This is a genomic window from Enterobacter sp. DVT3837, from assembly GCF_056238685.1.
Genome location: NZ_JBWDLA010000001.1, coordinates 2,167,975 through 2,185,149, shown reverse-complemented (window position 1 = coordinate 2,185,149; position 17,175 = coordinate 2,167,975). Strand labels below are relative to the sequence as shown.

At 56.5% G+C, this 17,175-nt stretch carries 15 protein-coding genes; 5 read left to right on the top strand and 10 right to left on the bottom strand.

The genetic code is table 11. The annotated features are described in order from the left end of the window. Window positions 1-7: 7 nt before the first annotated feature. Window positions 8-2,179: a YgiQ family radical SAM protein gene (locus AC0XWG_RS10690; protein ID WP_049005048.1), complete on the bottom strand. Its 2,172-nt coding sequence runs from the start codon at window positions 2,177-2,179 to the stop codon at window positions 8-10. Between the two features lie 200 nt (window positions 2,180-2,379). On the opposite strand from AC0XWG_RS10690, the gene AC0XWG_RS10685 reads away from it, so the two are divergent. Continuing rightward, window positions 2,380-3,855: a TrkH family potassium uptake protein gene (locus AC0XWG_RS10685; protein WP_049005049.1), complete on the top strand. Its 1,476-nt coding sequence runs from the start codon at window positions 2,380-2,382 to the stop codon at window positions 3,853-3,855. A gap of 32 nt (window positions 3,856-3,887) precedes the next feature. Here AC0XWG_RS10685 and ftsP read toward each other — a convergent pair whose 3' ends face one another. The 4 genes from ftsP to AC0XWG_RS10665 form a co-directional block, all read right to left on the bottom strand. Further along, the gene (gene ftsP, locus AC0XWG_RS10680; RefSeq protein ID WP_028017172.1) at window positions 3,888-5,300 is read right to left on the bottom strand and encodes a cell division protein FtsP; all 1,413 of its coding nucleotides are present in this window, start codon (window positions 5,298-5,300) and stop codon (window positions 3,888-3,890) included. Window positions 5,301-5,358: 58 nt separating this feature from the next. After that, on the bottom strand, window positions 5,359-6,096 hold the full coding sequence (plsC, locus tag AC0XWG_RS10675) for a 1-acylglycerol-3-phosphate O-acyltransferase (protein WP_049005051.1): 738 nt from the start codon (window positions 6,094-6,096) through the stop codon (window positions 5,359-5,361). 163 nt (window positions 6,097-6,259) lie between these two features. Further along, window positions 6,260-8,518 carry a DNA topoisomerase IV subunit A gene (parC, locus tag AC0XWG_RS10670; RefSeq protein ID WP_028017170.1) on the bottom strand — a complete coding sequence of 753 codons (2,259 nt, stop codon included), beginning with the start codon at window positions 8,516-8,518 and terminating at the stop codon, window positions 6,260-6,262. 118 nt (window positions 8,519-8,636) lie between these two features. Next, a complete protein-coding gene (locus AC0XWG_RS10665; protein ID WP_108090468.1) occupies window positions 8,637-9,038 on the bottom strand; it encodes a YgiW/YdeI family stress tolerance OB fold protein in 402 nt (133 codons plus the stop codon). Window positions 9,039-9,176: 138 nt separating this feature from the next. On the opposite strand from AC0XWG_RS10665, the gene qseB reads away from it, so the two are divergent. The 4 genes from qseB (at window position 9,177) to AC0XWG_RS10645 (ending at window position 12,203) form a co-directional block, all read left to right on the top strand. Continuing rightward, complete coding sequence (gene qseB, locus AC0XWG_RS10660; RefSeq protein ID WP_028017168.1) at window positions 9,177-9,836, top strand: quorum sensing response regulator transcription factor QseB; 660 nt, start codon at window positions 9,177-9,179, stop codon at window positions 9,834-9,836. Further along, on the top strand, window positions 9,833-11,170 hold the full coding sequence (qseC, locus tag AC0XWG_RS10655) for a quorum sensing histidine kinase QseC (RefSeq protein ID WP_128347236.1): 1,338 nt from the start codon (window positions 9,833-9,835) through the stop codon (window positions 11,168-11,170). Before qseB ends, qseC begins: the two co-directional genes overlap by 4 nt. A gap of 105 nt (window positions 11,171-11,275) precedes the next feature. Beyond that, complete coding sequence (locus tag AC0XWG_RS10650) at window positions 11,276-11,857, top strand: NAD(P)H-dependent oxidoreductase (RefSeq protein ID WP_023616895.1); 582 nt, start codon at window positions 11,276-11,278, stop codon at window positions 11,855-11,857. A gap of 31 nt (window positions 11,858-11,888) precedes the next feature. Then, window positions 11,889-12,203, top strand: a complete 315-nt coding sequence (locus AC0XWG_RS10645) for a putative quinol monooxygenase (protein WP_128347235.1) — start codon at window positions 11,889-11,891, stop codon at window positions 12,201-12,203. A 45-nt stretch (window positions 12,204-12,248) separates the two neighbouring features. On the opposite strand, the gene AC0XWG_RS10640 is transcribed toward AC0XWG_RS10645, so the two are convergent. The 5 genes from AC0XWG_RS10640 to AC0XWG_RS10620 are packed head-to-tail and all read right to left on the bottom strand — an operon-like array spanning window position 12,249 to window position 16,923. Then, complete coding sequence (locus AC0XWG_RS10640; protein WP_028017165.1) at window positions 12,249-13,136, bottom strand: MurR/RpiR family transcriptional regulator; 888 nt, start codon at window positions 13,134-13,136, stop codon at window positions 12,249-12,251. After that, window positions 13,133-14,083 (bottom strand): iron-siderophore ABC transporter substrate-binding protein, encoded by a 951-nt coding sequence (locus AC0XWG_RS10635; RefSeq protein ID WP_128347234.1) that lies wholly within the window; start codon window positions 14,081-14,083, stop codon window positions 13,133-13,135. The genes AC0XWG_RS10640 and AC0XWG_RS10635 overlap by 4 nt, the downstream gene beginning before the upstream one ends. A gap of 10 nt (window positions 14,084-14,093) precedes the next feature. Further along, window positions 14,094-15,134, bottom strand: a complete 1,041-nt coding sequence (locus tag AC0XWG_RS10630) for a FecCD family ABC transporter permease (RefSeq protein WP_128347233.1) — start codon at window positions 15,132-15,134, stop codon at window positions 14,094-14,096. Beyond that, window positions 15,131-16,114, bottom strand: coding sequence for a FecCD family ABC transporter permease (locus AC0XWG_RS10625; protein WP_028017162.1), 984 nt, complete (start codon window positions 16,112-16,114; stop codon window positions 15,131-15,133). Before AC0XWG_RS10625 ends, AC0XWG_RS10630 begins: the two co-directional genes overlap by 4 nt. After that, complete coding sequence (locus AC0XWG_RS10620; RefSeq protein ID WP_028017161.1) at window positions 16,111-16,923, bottom strand: ABC transporter ATP-binding protein; 813 nt, start codon at window positions 16,921-16,923, stop codon at window positions 16,111-16,113. The genes AC0XWG_RS10625 and AC0XWG_RS10620 overlap by 4 nt, the downstream gene beginning before the upstream one ends. Between the last annotated feature and the right edge of the window lie 252 nt (window positions 16,924-17,175).

Sequence of the window (17,175 nt, the reverse complement as noted above, 5' to 3'; positions counted from 1 at the left end):
TTTTATTTTACGCTTTACGTTTGGCTGGCTTCTTCGCCGTCGTCCCACCGTTTGAACGCTGGTGCACGATCGGTGTGTGCTTGGTCAACGCCGGGCGCGTATTGCGATTCTGACGACGCGCCTCGCGCATTTCATCCAGGGTAGGAGCCGGTACCAGACAGTCGCGACGCGAGCCAATCAGGTGCTTTTTACCCATATCTTCCAGCGCCTGACGGATCAGCGGCCAGTTTTTCGGATCGTGATAACGCAGCAGCGCTTTGTGCAGACGGCGCTGTTTATCCCCTTTTGGCACCACCACGTCTTCGCTCTTATAACCAATCTTACTCAGCGGGTTCTTGCCGGTGTAATACATGGTCGTCGAGTTGGCGAGCGGTGACGGGTAGAAGTTCTGCACCTGATCCAGACGGAAGCGACGCTGTTTCAGCCACAGCGCCAGGTTCACCATGTCCTCATCGCGCGTACCCGGGTGGGCAGAGATGAAGTAAGGGATCAGGTACTGCTCTTTCCCTGCCTGCTTAGAGTAGGTATCGAACAACTGTTTAAAGCGATCATAGCTGCCCATGCCCGGCTTCATCATTTTCGACAGCGGGCCTTCTTCGGTGTGCTCCGGCGCAATCTTCAGATAGCCGCCAACGTGGTGCGTTGCCAGCTCTTTAATGTAGCGCGGATCTTCCACTGCGATGTCGTAACGTACCCCGGAGGCGATGAGGATCTTCTTGATGCCTTTAAGGTCGCGGGCGCGGCGATAGAGATTGATTGTCGGCTCATGGTTGGTATCCATGTGCTGGCAGATGTCCGGATAGACGCATGAGAGACGACGGCAGGTTTGCTCTGCACGCGGCGACTTACAGCGCAGCATGTACATGTTGGCGGTTGGGCCGCCAAGATCGGAGATCACGCCAGTAAAACCCGGTACGGTATCGCGAATGGCTTCGATCTCATTGATGATCGAATCTTCAGAGCGGCTCTGGATAATGCGTCCTTCATGCTCGGTAATAGAGCAGAACGAGCACCCGCCGAAGCAGCCGCGCATGATGTTGATCGAGAAGCGGATCATCTCATACGCCGGGATACGGGCGTTGCCATATGCCGGGTGCGGCACGCGCTTATACGGCAGCGCAAAGACGCTATCCATCTCTTCAGTTGACAGCGGGATCGCTGGCGGGTTGATCCAGATATAGCGCTCGCCGTGTTTCTGCAGCAGTGCGCGGGCACAGCCCGGGTTGGTTTCATGGTGCAGAATACGCGACGCATGCGCGTAGAGCACTTTGTCAGCTTTTACCTTCTCGTAGGACGGCAGCAGTACATACGTTTTTTCCCACGGTTTCGGGCGTGGCGGTTGTACAACAATCGCCTTCGCTTCCGCTTTTTTCGGCTCAACCGGCTTGTTATCGGCACACGGCAGATCTTCGCCGTAAGGATGTGGGATAGGGTCGATTTTGCCCGGCATGTCAATAATACGGGAATCGACCCCGCTCCAGCCCGGCAGCGCCTCTTTCACCATGATCGCGGTGTTACGCACGTCGCGAATACTGCTCACCGGTTCCCCCTGCGACAGACGGTGTGCGACTTCCACCAGCGGACGCTCGCCGTTACCGTAGATCAGCATGTCGGCTTTAGAATCCACCAGCACCGAGCGGCGCACGGTATCTGACCAGTAATCGTAGTGCGCGGTGCGGCGCAGACTTGCTTCAATGCCGCCCAGGATCACCGGCACATCTTTCCAGGCTTCTTTACAGCGTTGGGTATACACCAGGGTGGCGCGGTCCGGACGTTTACCCGCCACGTTATCCGGGGTATAGGCATCGTCATGACGCAGCTTACGGTCAGCGGTATAGCGGTTGATCATCGAATCCATGTTGCCGGCGGTTACGCCGAAGAACAGGTTGGGTTTACCCAGACGCATAAAGTCGTCTTTGCTGTTCCAGTCAGGCTGAGAGATGATCCCCACGCGGAAGCCTTGTGCTTCGAGCATGCGGCCACAAATGGCCATGCCGAAGCTCGGATGGTCAACGTAGGCATCGCCCGTGACCAGAATGATGTCGCAGCTGTCCCAGCCCAGTTGGTCCATCTCTTCCCGGGACATCGGCAGGAACGGCGCCGGTCCAAAGCAGGCCGCCCAGTACTGGGGCCAGGAGAAGAGGTCACGATCCGGCTGGATCAGGGAAATTGCGCTCATAATGCTTCCGAAGAAAAAATAGACAAAAGGAGCCGGATTATACGCTGTTCATCCGCCACATTTGAAGAAAAGGATGCATGAAGCAGACAGATATTCCTGGAAGTCGTTAAAATACAGCGCCCTGTTAATTTTGGATCATAATATCCACTATATCTTCCGGTGTTTTGCCCCCGGAACGTGTTCTTGCGCGGAGTTCTGCTGTGAAGTCCAACGATTCGTTACACATTTCCCAGCTGCGGGTTGTCCTTCACCTCTGCGGTTTTCTGGTTCTGCTGTACAGCCTTTCGATGCTGCCGCCAATGGTCATCGCCCTGCTGAATAAAGAGCGGACCTACTTTGCGTTTTTAACCACCTTTTTAACATTTTTCAGCCTGGGTGGAGTGACGTGGAGGGCAACCCGTCATGCCGGTATTCAGCTGCGCACCCGCGACGGGTTTGTGATTATCGTGCTGTTCTGGCTGCTGTTTTCATTGATCAGTGCCATGCCGTTATGGATGGACGATGGTCTGCATCTTTCCTTTGCTGACGCGCTCTTCGAAGGGGTTTCCGGGATAACCACTACCGGTGCAACGGTAATCGGGGACGTCAGCGCCCTGCCTAAGTCGTACCTATATTACCGCGCCCAGCTGAATTTCATTGGTGGCTTAGGCGTCATCGTGTTGGCCGTCGCGGTCCTGCCGCTGCTGGGCATCGGTGGCATGAAACTGTATCAGTCAGAGATGCCGGGGCCGTTCAAGGAGGAGCGTCTGACTCCCCGCCTTGCCGATACCGCGCGCACGCTGTGGGTAACTTACTTCGCGCTGGGCGCGGCCTGCACCCTGGCCTACTGGCTGGCGGGCATGTCTTTTTTTGACGCCATCTGTCACGGACTTTCGACCGTGTCATTGGGCGGATTCTCCACCCGCAGCGAGAGCATTGGTTTTTACGACAGCCACGCGATTGAACTCGTCGCTGGCGCGTTTTCGCTGCTCTCCGCGTTCAACTTCACCCTCTGGTACGTCGCGATTGTCAGACGCACCCTGAAGCCGATTCGCCGCAGCCCGGAGGTTAAATTCTTTCTGGGTGCCGCCGCAGTGGTGATTGTCATTACCGCCTGGCAGGTCTGGCATGCGGGGATGTACAACGCGACGGATAGCCTGGTTCATGCTTTCTTCCTCGCCAGTTCGATGATGACCGATAACGGCCTTTCGACGGCCGATTATGCGCACTGGCCTGCCCACACCATTTTCCTGCTGTTGAGCGCCAGCTTTTTTGGTGGCTGCGTGGGATCGACCTGTGGCGGGATCAAAGCGCTGCGTTTTCTGATCATGTTCAAACAGAGTATTCAGGAAATGAATCAGCTTGCACATCCGCGCGCGCTACTGAGTATCAAGGTCGGTAAAAGCGTGGTGAATGAACGCGTCCTGCGCTCGGTATGGAGCTTCTTTTTCCTCTACGTGATGATTACGGGCTTTTTTGTCTGGACGCTCAATCTGATGGGCTACGACCTGTTTACGTCATTTGCAACGGTCGCTGCCTGTATCAATAACATGGGGCTGGGTTTTGGCGAGACCGCGTCCACCTTCGGGACGTTAAAAGAAGAGGCCAAGCTGTTGATGTGCGCAGCGATGATCTTAGGGCGTCTGGAAATTTATCCGGTGCTGATCCTCTTCTCGCGCTTTTTCTGGCGGGCATAAAACATTCCCGGCGAACCGGGAATGTCGGGGGGTTATGGCGCAGGGTTGACCAGCATCTGCCCCACTGACCCCCTGTCCATCATCTCCAGCGTCTGGCTGTGGAACAGGAACGGGAAGTGCGGCCACGAAGGCTGACCATAGTAGACAAGCAGTTCGACCTGACCATCCACCCAGACGGTGTCTTTCCAGCCACGGTCTTCCGGGAAAGGCATCGCGCCGTTCACGTTGCGGATCAGGAATGACACACCTTCAATATGGAACGACTGCGGCATGTCGGAACGCACGGTCCAGCGCTCCCAACTACCCTGCTGCGCGGTAATGTCGATACGGTTGACGTCCCACAGCGCACCGTTGATACCCGGATCGTCGCCCAGGCTGATATCGCGGCTGCGCACTGGCGAACCGCTCATGATCTCCTGCGGCAGCAGGCGCATGGGCAGGCTGTCGGTCACCAACGGCAGCAGACCGGTTGGGCGCAGGGTCAGCACCAGAGTAGAAACAAGAATGCTCGACGGCTCAAAGAACCCTCGAATACGGTCAACAATACTTGCCGCTTCACCGCAGGTGACAGACACTTCATCCCCATTCGTCATATCAATGAGAATTTCACGACGTTCACCCGGCGACAGCGCCAGTTGTTTGACGGAAACCGGCGCAGGTAAAAAGCCCTGGTCACCGGAGATCACGTGCAGCGCGCGGCCATCACTCATTTTCAGCTGATAACGGCGCGAGTTTGAGGCGTTGAGCAGACGCAGACGCACCCAGCCACGCGAGACTTCAACGTAAGGGCTTTGCGCACCATTGACCAGCAGCGTGTCGCCGACGAAGCCACCGCTGCCCGGCTCGCTGTATTCCGGCGTACCGAAATTATCCAGACGTTTGTCCTGGATAATGATCGGGAAATCATCCACACCGTAGTGATTCGGGATCGGCAGGGATTTGCTGACCTCATCTTCTACCAGCCACATCCCGGCCAGACCGTTATACACCTGTTGTGCAGTGCGGTTCGGGGTATTGGCGTGATACCACAGCGTTGCCGCACTCTGACGAATGGGCAGCACTGGCGCCCAGTCAGCATTGGGTGACATCATCCTCGGCGCACCGCCAATCAGCGGGCCAGGAACCTGTAAACCGCTGATGGTCATGGCAACATTTTCGGACGTGCGGTTACTGTAGATGAGTTTAACGTCATCGCCATTCCACACGCGTATGGTCGGCCCAAGGTAACGCCCGTTAATGCCCCATACCGGCGCACGCGTCCCCTGGGTAAAGGACCAGTGGCTGCGCTGTAATGTCAGGAAAAGCGGTTGTCCGCGACGGGATTCAATTAACGGCGGAATGGGCAGCGGCTGTTGCTGCCCGGCGGCGCTGGCTGTCAGCGGCATCGCACCCGCACAAAGGGCGATCCCTGAAGCCTGAATAAACTGACGCCGACTGAGTGACATATAAGCTCCATCTGAAACGACTAACAACGCGGGAATTCGTTTTCCCTTTAACGCCGGATTAAATCTTACCGGCGGCTTCTCTCTCTGCGACTTCTTTGTCGAGCAGCGCAATATGCTGAGCCATCAGCTCGCGGCAGTGTGCTGCCAGCTCACGCACCTGATCTTTACCGTATTTGCTGGTATCGACGGGTGGCAGCATTTCGACAATTACCAACCCATTATTCAGGCGATTAAGATTAATCTTATTAGAAGTATTGGAAACACACACAGGAATAATTGGAACACCTGCCGCAATTGCGGCATGAAACGCGCCAGTTTTAAACGGCAGCAGGCCACGACCACGGCTGCGCGTCCCTTCCGGGAACATCCAGATGGATATTCTGCGTTTTTTAAAATGATTCACGACTTCCGCAATAGTGCTGTGCGCTTTTGCACGGTTATTACGGTCGATCAGCAGGTTACCGGTGAGCCAGTACAACTGGCCGAAAAACGGGATCCACAGCAGGCTCTTTTTCCCCACCGTCACGGTTGGTGGAAGAACGATATTAGAGGCCGTCACCATATCGTAGTTGTTCTGATGGTTGGCGATAAAGATGGCATTACCGAAATTCTCAGCGCCTTCCGGCAGACGTTTTTCAACCTTCAGACCAAACAGCGGCGCAAGACGACCAAACATATGACCAAAGGTGGCAACATGCTTCGGATTACGCGGGCTGAACAGGCAATAAATAGAGCCGAAAATACAGACCAGAATGCAGTAGATAACGGTAAGAATAAGACGAACAATGTATAGCATAGCGACCTCTGAAGCCCCAACAGCTGACAATTATACTTCACCTGTGGCCAGGTAAGGACTTTATTACGAGCGCGTATTGTTAATCGCAACGCACGAATTAACAACGATTTTACGGGAAATTTTATTGAAACTCCCCCTCCGGACAGAGGGGGATATCACGACATTACTCTTCGCTGTCACCTGCGGTGCTGCGTGCAGGAGAGTCAATCTCCACGCGGTCAATACGCTGCAGGCCACGCATCAGTGAACCGCGACGGCCGCGCTCACCGACGACCTTCTGCAACTCTTCCGGACGAAGTTTGATTTTACGCTTACCGACATGAATGGTCAGCGTGCTCTGCGGCGGCAGAAGGAAGAGGTGCGCGAGACCATCTTCACCCTTCGCTGCTTCCGCCGACGGGATGTTGATGATCTTGTTACCCTTGCCTTTTGACAGTTCAGGCAGATCGCTAACCGGGAACATCAGCATACGCCCGGCGGTGGTGATCGCCAGCAGCATGTCACTCTCATTCTCAATCACCAGCGGCGGCATAACGTGGGCGTTATCCGGCAGGCTAATCAGCGCCTTACCGGCACGGTTGCGCGAGACAAGATCGTTAAAGGTACAGATAAAACCGTAACCGGCATCAGACGCCAGCAGCAGTTTCTGCTCGTCGGCTTCCATCAGCATATGGTCAACCGTGGCACCCGGCGGCAGCGTCAGCTTGCCGGTGAGCGGCTCGCCCTGCCCGCGCGCGGAAGGCAGCGTGATTGGGTCAATCGCGTAGCTACGGCCCGTAGAGTCGATAAACGCCACCGGCTGGTTGCTCTTCCCTTTCACGGCGGCTTTGAAGCTGTCGCCCGCTTTGTAGCTCAGCCCTGGCGCGTCGATGTCGTGGCCTTTAGCACTACGCACCCAGCCGCTTTGCGACAGGACAATGGTCACCGGCTCGGACGGCTGCATGTCGTGCTCGTTCATCGCCTTCGCTTCTTCGCGCTCGTGCAGCGGAGAACGACGGTCGTCGCCGAAAGCATCGGCATCGGCCTGCAGCTCTTTTTTCAGCAGGTTGTTCATCTTGCGTTCGGACGCGAGGATCGCCTGCAGCTGATCGCGTTCTTTTTCCAGATCGCTCTGCTCACCGCGGATCTTCATCTCTTCCAGTTTGGCAAGATGGCGCAGTTTCAGTTCGAGGATCGCTTCGGCCTGGGTTTCGCTGATGCCAAAGCGCGACATCAGCGCAGGCTTAGGCTCGTCCTCGGTACGAATGATCTCAATCACTTCGTCGATATTGAGGAACGCCACCAGCAAACCTTCGAGGATATGCAGGCGCTTAAGCACTTTCTCCAGACGGTGGTTCAGACGACGGCGTACCGTATCGCGGCGGAAGGTCAGCCATTCGGTGAGGATCTCCAGCAGGTTTTTCACCGCCGGACGCCCGTCGAGGCCAATCATGTTCAGGTTGATGCGGTAGCTTTTTTCCAGATCGGTGGTGGCAAACAGGTGGTTCATCACCTGCTCCATGTCCACGCGGTTGGAACGCGGCACGATCACCAGACGAGTCGGGTTCTCGTGATCCGATTCGTCGCGCAGATCGTCCACCATCGGCAGCTTCTTATTGCGCATCTGGGCGGCAATCTGTTCCAGCACTTTGGCGCCGGAGACCTGATGCGGCAGCGCGGTGATCACCACCGCACCGTCTTCTTTGGTCCACACCGCGCGCATACGCACGGAGCCGCGACCGTTCTGGTAGATTTTACGGATTTCCGCGCGGGAGGTGATGATCTCCGCTTCGGTTGGATAGTCCGGCCCCTGCACAATATCCAGCAGCTCGTCCAGCGAGGTTTTCGGCTGTTCAATCAGGGTGATGGCGGCTTTCGCCACTTCACGCAGGTTGTGCGGCGGGATGTCTGTCGCCATACCAACCGCGATACCGGTGGTGCCGTTCAGCAGAATGTTCGGCAGGCGCGCAGGCAGCATCTTCGGCTCCTGCAGCGTGCCGTCGAAGTTTGGCACCCAGTCAACGGTTCCCTGACCCAGTTCGCCCAGCAGCACTTCGGCATATTTAGACAGACGGGATTCGGTATAACGCATCGCTGCGAAGGATTTTGGATCGTCCGGCGCCCCCCAGTTCCCCTGGCCATCCACCAGTGGATAGCGGTAAGAGAACGGCTGTGCCATCAACACCATCGCTTCATAACAGGCGCTGTCGCCGTGTGGATGGTATTTACCCAGTACATCACCAACGGTACGGGCGGATTTCTTGAACTTGGCGCTGGCATTCAGCCCCAGCTCGGACATCGCATAGACGATGCGGCGCTGAACAGGCTTCAGGCCATCCCCGATAAACGGCAACGCCCTGTCCATGATGACGTACATGGAGTAGTTCAGGTAGGCGTTTTCCGTGAATTCATGTAGCGCGAGGCGCTCTGCCATATCGCTCATTACGTGTGATTCCTCAACTCAGAAACCGAAGGGTTTCAGGCAATATTGCCGCAGATACTACCTTATCTGCCGTGTTGAGTCACAAAGAAAAAGGGCCGCTTATGCGGCCCTTTCCGGGTTATTTGTTCAGCTTAATAACCTGCTTCACGTCGATTTCGAAGTCGTTCCACTCTTTATCGACCTTACCCTGGATTTCCACTTTATCCTGTGGACTTACAGTCACGCCGTTCCAGCGCTTGTGGTCAATCTCCACGTTGACCGTGCCGGTCTCATCGCGGAAGGTATAGCGATCGTCGGACAGGCGCTGGGTGATGTTCCCGCGCAGCTTCACCCAGCTGTCATCCTTCATCTCTTTCACCTTCACCGCGGTGGTGAGGTTGGCGTCATTATCGACAAAGCCGCCTGCCTGCGTTTGGGTCTGGGTTTGTGTGGCCGACGGGCCGTTAAATCCACCCTGTGCAGCAAAAACAGGGGCAGTGGTCATCATCATGATGGCGGCAATTGCAGCGAATTTTTTCATATTAACTCTCCCTTTAATCTGGTTTCGCAGTCCATTTAACAGGGTAATCCTTAACAACTTCTTAAGGGAAAAATTTATTTATTATTGCTGTACAGCAGGCGCTTACAGAGGGTTTACTGACGACATCAAGGAGGGAACATGCGCATTTTACTGGTAGAAGATGACAGGTTAATCGGCGATGGCATCAAAGCGGGTTTAGGCAAAATGGGCTTTAGCGTGGACTGGTTTACCGACGGAAAAACGGGTCAGGCAGCACTGTATAGCGCGCCGTATGATGCCGTGGTGCTGGATCTGACATTACCGGAAATCGACGGGCTTGAGATCCTGCGTGGCTGGCGCGAAAGCGGGCGCAGCGAACCGGTGCTGATCCTGACCGCGCGGGATGCACTGAACCAGCGTGTTGAAGGGCTGCGTCTGGGCGCGGATGATTACCTTTGTAAGCCGTTCGCCCTGATCGAGGTCGGTGCCCGTCTCGAAGCACTGGTCCGCCGCAGCCATGGACAGGCACGCAGCGAGCTTCGCCACGGCAACGTCACGCTCGATCCGACCCGTCTCATCGCCACGCTGGACGGCGAAACGCTGACGCTCAAACCCAAAGAATTCGCGCTGCTTGAGCTGCTGATGCGTAATGCAGGCCGGGTGTTGCCGCGTAAGCTGATCGAAGAAAAACTGTATACCTGGGACGATGAGGTCTCCAGCAATGCCATCGAGGTTCACGTCCATCATCTGCGCCGTAAACTTGGCAGCGAGTTTATCCGCACCGTGCATGGCATCGGCTATACCCTGGGTGACGCATGAAACTGAGCCTGAAACTTCGCCTGACGCTTCTCTTCCTGCTGCTCTCTCTGACGGCCTGGTTTGCCGCCAGCCTGGTCGCCTGGCAGCAGACGACACACAAGCTCGATAAGCTGTTTGATACCCAGCAAATGCTATTTGCCAAACGGCTGCTGACAATGGATCTTGATGAGATCCGTGCCCCCGAGCGCATGCGTGAGATCCCAAAGAAAGCGAAGCATGGTCGTCTGGATGACGACGCGCTGGCTTTCGCCATCTATACCGTCGACGGCAAAATGATACTGAACGACGGGGAAAACGGGCGCGATATTCCGTACCACTATCGCCGCGACGGGTTTGATAACGGGCAGCTACAGGGCGACAACGACGAGTGGCGTTTTTTATGGCTGACCTCCCCCGACGGAAAGTACCGCGTGGTGATCGGCCAGGAGTGGGAGTACCGGCAGGATATGGCGCTGGATATAGTCAGTTCGCAGCTTACGCCGTGGCTGGTGGCGCTCCCCGTGATGCTGTTGTTGCTAATCCTTCTGTTAAGCCGTGAACTCAGGCCGCTGAAAAAACTGGCGCAGACCCTGCGCTCCCGCTCGCCAGATGCCACCGAACCGCTGACGGTTCAGGGTGTCCCCACGGAAGTGCGCCCCCTGCTCGACTCGCTGAATCATCTGTTCGCCCGCACCCAGGAGATGATGACCCGCGAGCGCCGTTTTACCTCCGATGCCGCCCACGAATTACGCAGTCCACTGGCGGCCCTGAAAGTGCAAACTGACGTGGCACAGCTCTCCTCGGACGATCCGCAGGCGCAGGCAAAAGCGCTCACACAACTGCATGCGGGTATTGACCGTGCGTCCCGGCTGGTGGATCAACTTCTTACGCTGTCGCGTCTGGATTCACTGGATAATCTTGACGATGTCGAACCGATTACCCTTGCCGATTTACTGCAGTCGGCAGTGCTGGATATCTGGCATCCCGCTCAACAGGCAGGCATTGATATCCGGCTGAACATCAATGCGCCAGAGGTTACACGCACGGGTCAGCAGCTGCTCCTGAGCCTGCTTGTTCGCAACCTGCTGGATAACGCCATTCGTTATAGCCCGCGAGGCAGCGTGGTGGACGTGACGCTGGACACCCGAAGCTTTACTGTACGCGACAACGGCCCTGGTATTTCGCCTGATGCGCTGGCGCGCCTCGGCGAGCGATTTTATCGACCACCGGGGCAGGATGCCACGGGCAGCGGGCTCGGATTATCCATTGTGAAGCGTATCGCCGCCCTGCACGGTATGCGTGTTTCATTAAGCAATGTGGCGGGAGGCGGTTTTGAAGTGAAGGTCAGCTGGTAAGGGATTATTGCATTTAGCGCAAAAGACTTTGCACATTTTGCTCATTTTTCCGCTCCGTCCTCGCGCGTAGAATACCCGCCATACTCTCATCATCGAGGACAAATAATGAGCAATATTCTGATTATTAACGGTGCAAAAGAATTTGCGCACTCTAAAGGCCAGTTGAATGACACCCTGACCGAGGTCGCGGACGGTTTCCTGCGCGACGCCGGGCATGATGTTAAGGTCGTGCGTGCAGACAGCAACTATGACGTGAAAGCCGAAGTGCAGAACTTCCTGTGGGCTGACGTGGTGATCTGGCAGATGCCGGGCTGGTGGATGGGCGCGCCGTGGACCGTGAAAAAATACATGGATGACGTGTTCACTGAAGGTCACGGCTCTCTGTATGCCAGCGATGGCCGCACCCGCTCTGACGCGTCCAAAAAATACGGTTCAGGCGGTCTGATTCAGGGCAAAAAATATATGCTGTCACTGACCTGGAACGCCCCGCTGGAAGCCTTCACCGAGAAAGATCAGTTTTTCGAAGGCGTAGGCGTTGACGGCGCATACCTGCCGTTCCATAAGGCTAACCAGTTCCTGGGGATGGATCCGCTGCCAACCTTTATCGTCAACGACGTGATTAAAATGCCTGATGTCCCGCGCTATATCGCAGAATATCGCAAGCATCTCGCGGAAATTTTTGCTTAACTGGTAGCCTGGAATTAAAGGAGTAGTAAACATGCTTACCGTTATCGCAGAAATCCGTACTCGTCCAGGTCAACATCACCGTCAGGCGGTGCTGGATCAGTTCGCGAAAATTATCCCGACCGTACTGAAAGAAGAAGGCTGCCATGGCTACGCGCCAATGGTGGATGCCTCCACTGACGCCAGCTTCCAGGCCACCGCGCCGGACTCGATCATCATGGTTGAGCAGTGGGAAACCGTCACGCATCTTGAAGCGCACCTGCAGACCCCGCACATGAAAGCGTGGAGCGACGCGGTGAAGGGTGACGTGCTGGAAACCCACATCCGTATTCTGGAGCAAGGGGTTTAAGTTTCCCCCAGGCCCGGTAAGCGCTAGCGCCACCGGGCTTTGTTTTTAGCTACTTTTCTTCCCCGGTTTTAATCCCCGATGAAACTCGTTGATCCGCTTCATTGATTTGATGGTGCGCTGCGGCTCGGTGGAGGCGACGGACACAATAATCATCTCCAGACACAACAGTACCGTACCATGAAGTGGGATTTTGCCCTTTTCGCCGCCGCGCGGGACGTGGATCACCACGCTGGCCTCTTTACTGAAACGCGAGTCCAGAGCGTTGGTCAGCAGGATAGTCGGGATACCGAGACGTTTTGCTTCACGCAGCGTGGTTTGCCCCTCCCGGTGCGCGGATTTCTGGGCCATCATCACCAGCACGTCACCGCGCTGAAGGGCGATGAGCTGTTCGGCAAGCCCTATTCCTGTGCGGTTAAGCGGTGTGGCGGGTAATCCCATACGGCTGAACAACCTGGCGGTGTACTCGGCCAGAATACCCGATGCGCCGATACCAAAAATCGCGACCTGCCTCGCCTGTGCCAGCAGTGAGACCGCCTGAGCCATCGCATAGCGGTTGTGGGGTTCGGATAACACGTCCAGGGTGTGCTGATGTCCCTCCAGCACAAAATCAATGCTCGCGTTGACATCGCTGGTCAGTGTATTCACCGTGGTAGACATCTTTTCGCTGGAGCTGACCACTGGACCAAACCACTGTTCCAGCGTCTGTTTGAGATCGCGCAGCCCGGCAAACCCCAGCGCCTGAATGGCGCGAACGACGGTGGCATCCGAGGTTTTCAACTGCGTCGCGATCTCCATTGCGGTCTGTTCCATCACCGCTTCGCGGTTCTCATTGATATAGCTTGCCACCTGCAGCACGCGCGGCGTCAACTGGTGCGCACGCGAACGAAAGCGGTCACCGTAGACATCCACGCGCCCTTTCTCTTTGCGGATCACCGTGATGCCTCCGGCAGTGGTCGCCCGGCGATCTGCGATTGCACCTGAGCGGCCATCAGGCCTAAAGACGCGAAGGAATTCGAGATGGCCTCTTCACGCGAGATCAGCACGTAATGTCCGGTTCGGCAGGCGTTCAGGAACTGACACCAGCCAGGCATTACCGCCTCCATCGCTGCCAGCTCGTCCTGCGGTTTACCGCCCGTATCCCCACGCCAGGTGGCGAAGACGAAATCGGCATCCAGCTCCGGCAGGCGCTCGGCGCTGACGTCAATCCGTCCCCCTTCCGGGATGGCCTCAATTAGCGGCGGGAAGGTGAACCCGGCATCACGCAGTACACGCCCCAACGAGTGGTAGCTGTGCATGGCGTTAATCTTTCCCTGATTCGCCTGAATCACTGATACGCTAATTTTACGGGTATCCACCGTCGCTTTCAGCGCGTTGATTTGTTCCTTATAGCGGCGCTCCAGGATCTTCAGCCGCGCCTGCGTGCCGGTAAGTTGCGCCAGCTTGCGGTAGATTTCCGGCGCACCGCCGTCGAGATGATCGATGCTCACCGTCGGGGCAATTTTTTGCAGCTGTTCCACCGGCGTGTTGCGGGTCGGCTCAGTGATAATCAGATCCGGTTTTGCAGCGGCGATGGCCTCAATGTCGATATCCGCAGTGCCGATAAACTTGATGTCGGAATTATCGAAATCGACGCCCGTTAGCATGCCGCTGGAGCGCAGAAAATGGCTGCCGTCCGGTCGCGTACGGCCGTGGCTGGCTACCGGCGGTACGCCAAGCTCAATGAGCGGGATGGTGATATCCAGGTCATGCAGCGAGACAATCCGTTTCGGATGAACCGGCACAACAACCTTGCGCCCCAAATCATCGGTAAATGTCTGAGTCGGTTCTGCCGCGCTCACCGCAAACCCGACCAGCAACAACATCGAAAAAAGTACGCGCATCCTCAGTCCCCTAAAATCTGTCCCGACGCTGCCAGAGCAACAGCAGGAAAAACGGTCCGCCAATCAATGAAATCACAATTCCCGCTGGCAGTTGCAGCGGGAGAAATGCCAGACGGCCAACGTTATCCGCCAGCAGCACCAGCAGCGCACCCAGCACAGCACTTCCCGTCAGGAGCGCAGTTTGCCCACCACGCAGCAGCAGACGTGCCATATGCGGTGCAATGAGTCCCACGAAACCAATACTGCCTACGCAGGAGACGCAGGCCGCCGTCAGCACCACCGGGGCGAGAACGCGCAGCAGTGCCAGTCGGGTTGTACGCACGCCCAGGCCTGTTGCGGCCTGATTACCGAGTAACGCAACATCGGCGGCACGCGCGGTAAACAGTAACAACGCAAACGCGGGAAGCGTCCAGAGTGCAGCCAGGCCCACCAGCGTCCAGTTTGCCGCATGCAGGCTTCCTGCCAGCCAGAGCATTGCCGTCTGCACGTCACGCACGTCGGCGGTGGTCATAAAGACGCCCATTGCAGCAGCAAAGGCCCATGACACGCCGATGCCAATCAGGATGAATCGCGGGCGCGAAATATCACGCGCCAGCAAGATCACCAGCATCGCAGTGAGTAGTCCCCCGGCCATTCCTGCCAGCGGACGCCAGGCCAGGCTCAACGCCGGGAACTGAAAGATCAGCACCAGCACTGCCGCACTGCAGCCCTCTTTCACGCCGATAAGACCGGGATCGGCCAGGCCATTGCGGGTGATGGACTGCATGGCCGCCCCTGCCATACCGAGCATTGCGCCGCACAGTATCGCCATCAGCAGGCGCGGCAGACGAATATCCATCACGATATAGTGCGCCTCTGCTGTCAGACCTTCAGGAGAAAACAGCGCGCGGGCAATAGCGGAGGTGGGAATGGGCAACGAACCGTGCGTCAGACCAAAGCCCAGCAGACTTAATGCCACCAGTGCTAAAAACGCCAGACATGCCAGCGTCTTCGGGCGAACCAATGCCGACAGGCGACCAATACGGATCGCGCGGAGTCCGGCCCGGTTCATTTGAACATCCTCGACGCCATGAAAATGAAGACTGGTGCGCCAACCAGGGCTGTCATGATGCCGGTTGCCAGCTCCCAGGGCGTAAACAACGTACGGGCGGCAATATCTGCCAGCAGCAGAACCAGCGCGCCACACAGGGCAGACAGCGGCACCATCACGCGTAAATCGACCGACACCAGACGGCGAATGAGCTGCGGCACGACCAGGCCGATAAAGCCAATCGGCCCGGCGATAGAGACGGCCGCACCGCAGAGAAGCGCGATGGCCAGCAGGGCGAGCAGGCGAGTTTTCAGCAGCGACACGCCAAGCCCCTGCGCCATCCGGTCGCCCAGAGCCAGCATATTGAGCGACGGCGACACTCCGATAGCGAGAACAAAACCGGCAGCAGCAGCCCACAGGGCACTCCGGAGCGTTTCTTGTTTTACCCCCGCTAAATCCCCCGCCAGCCAGGTTCGCAGGGCGAGCAGGGTCTGTTCATCCAGAATCAGGACTGCGGCAGTCACTGATGAGGCAAATGCCGACAGTGCCACGCCACACAGCGTCACTTTCATGGGTGTGAGCCCGGTGCGGCCAGACGAGGAGAACATCAGCACCAGCAAAAACAGCGCGGCGGCACCGGCGGCGGCAACGAGCGGGCGACCAAACGGCAGCGTCATCCCGAGCGCACTCGTCAGCACCACCGCCAGCGCCGCCCCGGCATTCAGCCCCAGAATATGCGGTTCACCGAGCGGGTTGCGGATCACGGACTGCAGCAGGACGCCCGCCACGCCGAGCGCGGCGCCTGTCACCATCGCGGCGCTGAGGCGCAGCAGTCTTAATTTGATAATGACGTTATGATCGAAATTATGGGGATTAAAATCAAAAAACGCCTGGACCACCGTCAGCGGAGGAATAACGCGCGCGCCGATACCCAGGTGGGCGATCGCCCCCATCATCAGCAGTAACGCAAAGAGAATAAAAGCCAGCGTCGTGCGTATCATGGTTTTTCAGTGACCTGACGAAACGGCATAAAAAACGGTTTGCCGGTTAACGGGTTAACCGACATATGCACGTCGACATCAAACACCGCTTTGATCAGTTCCGGCGTGCAGGCATCGCCCTCATGCAATACGCCTTCAACTTTCCCCTGACGTAAAAAGATCAGTGAATCACCGTAGTTCACCGCGAAGTTAAGATCGTGCAGCACCACCACGACGGTGCGTCCGTGCTGGCGGGTCAGCGTATGCAGCAATTCCAGGATCTCCACCTGATAGCGGAGATCGAGAAAGGTTGTCGGTTCATCCAGCAGGATATACGGCGTTTGCTGCGCCAGGGCCATGGCGATCCAGCAGCGTTGACGCTGGCCGCCGGACAAGCTTTCGACCGGCAGATGCGCAAACTCCGCCGTCCCCGTCAGGTGCAGCGCCTCTTCAACAGCCCGTTCGTCCTCGTCGCTCCACTGGCGCATAAAATTTTGCCAGGGAAAGCGCCCGCGAGAAACCAGCTCAAAGACGGTTAACCCTTCCGGCAGCAGCGGAGACTGAGGAAGGATACCCAACTGACGGGCAACCGTTTTGGTCGGCTGCTCATGAATGGCTTTACCGTCCAGCAGCGCGGTGCCCCCGAGCGGCTGCAGCAGTCGCGCGATAGTGCTCAACAGTGTGGACTTTCCACAGCCGTTCGCCCCTACCAGCACCGTCATTTTCTGCTGAGGGATCGCAAGGGAGATATCATCAACGATGATTTTTTTCTGATAACCCGCAGAGAGGTTCTCCAGAACCAGTCCCGATTTTTTCGTGTTGTAAGTCACGTGAACGCCAACGTAATGAAAAACTAACAAATAAAAATAAAACTCATTCTCTTTTGAGAAGTTTGACGCTGCGCCATGTAGTAGTCAAGAGAAGAAACACCCTGGCAAAAACAGGGATAAGCAAGAAATTAATCGAAAACACAAAACCTCATAAATACATTAATTTCATCACGTTAAATGCAATTTCGTTTCGTTTTTACGTGTGATTTTCGGCTGTAGTCGATTTTTGTTTTTTTCCATTTACTACTACAT

Coding starts and splice junctions, on each gene's coding strand:
- AC0XWG_RS10690 (WP_049005048.1), bottom strand. CDS start 2,179: ATGAGCGCAATTTCCCTGATCCAGCCGGATCGTGACCTCTTCTCCTGG.
- ftsP (WP_028017172.1), bottom strand. CDS start 5,300: ATGTCACTCAGTCGGCGTCAGTTTATTCAGGCTTCAGGGATCGCCCTT.
- plsC (WP_049005051.1), bottom strand. CDS start 6,096: ATGCTATACATTGTTCGTCTTATTCTTACCGTTATCTACTGCATTCTG.
- parC (WP_028017170.1), bottom strand. CDS start 8,518: ATGAGCGATATGGCAGAGCGCCTCGCGCTACATGAATTCACGGAAAAC.
- AC0XWG_RS10665 (WP_108090468.1), bottom strand. CDS start 9,038: ATGAAAAAATTCGCTGCAATTGCCGCCATCATGATGATGACCACTGCC.
- qseB (WP_028017168.1), top strand. CDS start 9,177: ATGCGCATTTTACTGGTAGAAGATGACAGGTTAATCGGCGATGGCATC.
- qseC (WP_128347236.1), top strand. CDS start 9,833: ATGAAACTGAGCCTGAAACTTCGCCTGACGCTTCTCTTCCTGCTGCTC.
- AC0XWG_RS10650 (WP_023616895.1), top strand. CDS start 11,276: ATGAGCAATATTCTGATTATTAACGGTGCAAAAGAATTTGCGCACTCT.
- AC0XWG_RS10645 (WP_128347235.1), top strand. CDS start 11,889: ATGCTTACCGTTATCGCAGAAATCCGTACTCGTCCAGGTCAACATCAC.
- AC0XWG_RS10635 (WP_128347234.1), bottom strand. CDS start 14,083: ATGCGCGTACTTTTTTCGATGTTGTTGCTGGTCGGGTTTGCGGTGAGC.
- AC0XWG_RS10630 (WP_128347233.1), bottom strand. CDS start 15,134: ATGAACCGGGCCGGACTCCGCGCGATCCGTATTGGTCGCCTGTCGGCA.
- AC0XWG_RS10625 (WP_028017162.1), bottom strand. CDS start 16,114: ATGATACGCACGACGCTGGCTTTTATTCTCTTTGCGTTACTGCTGATG.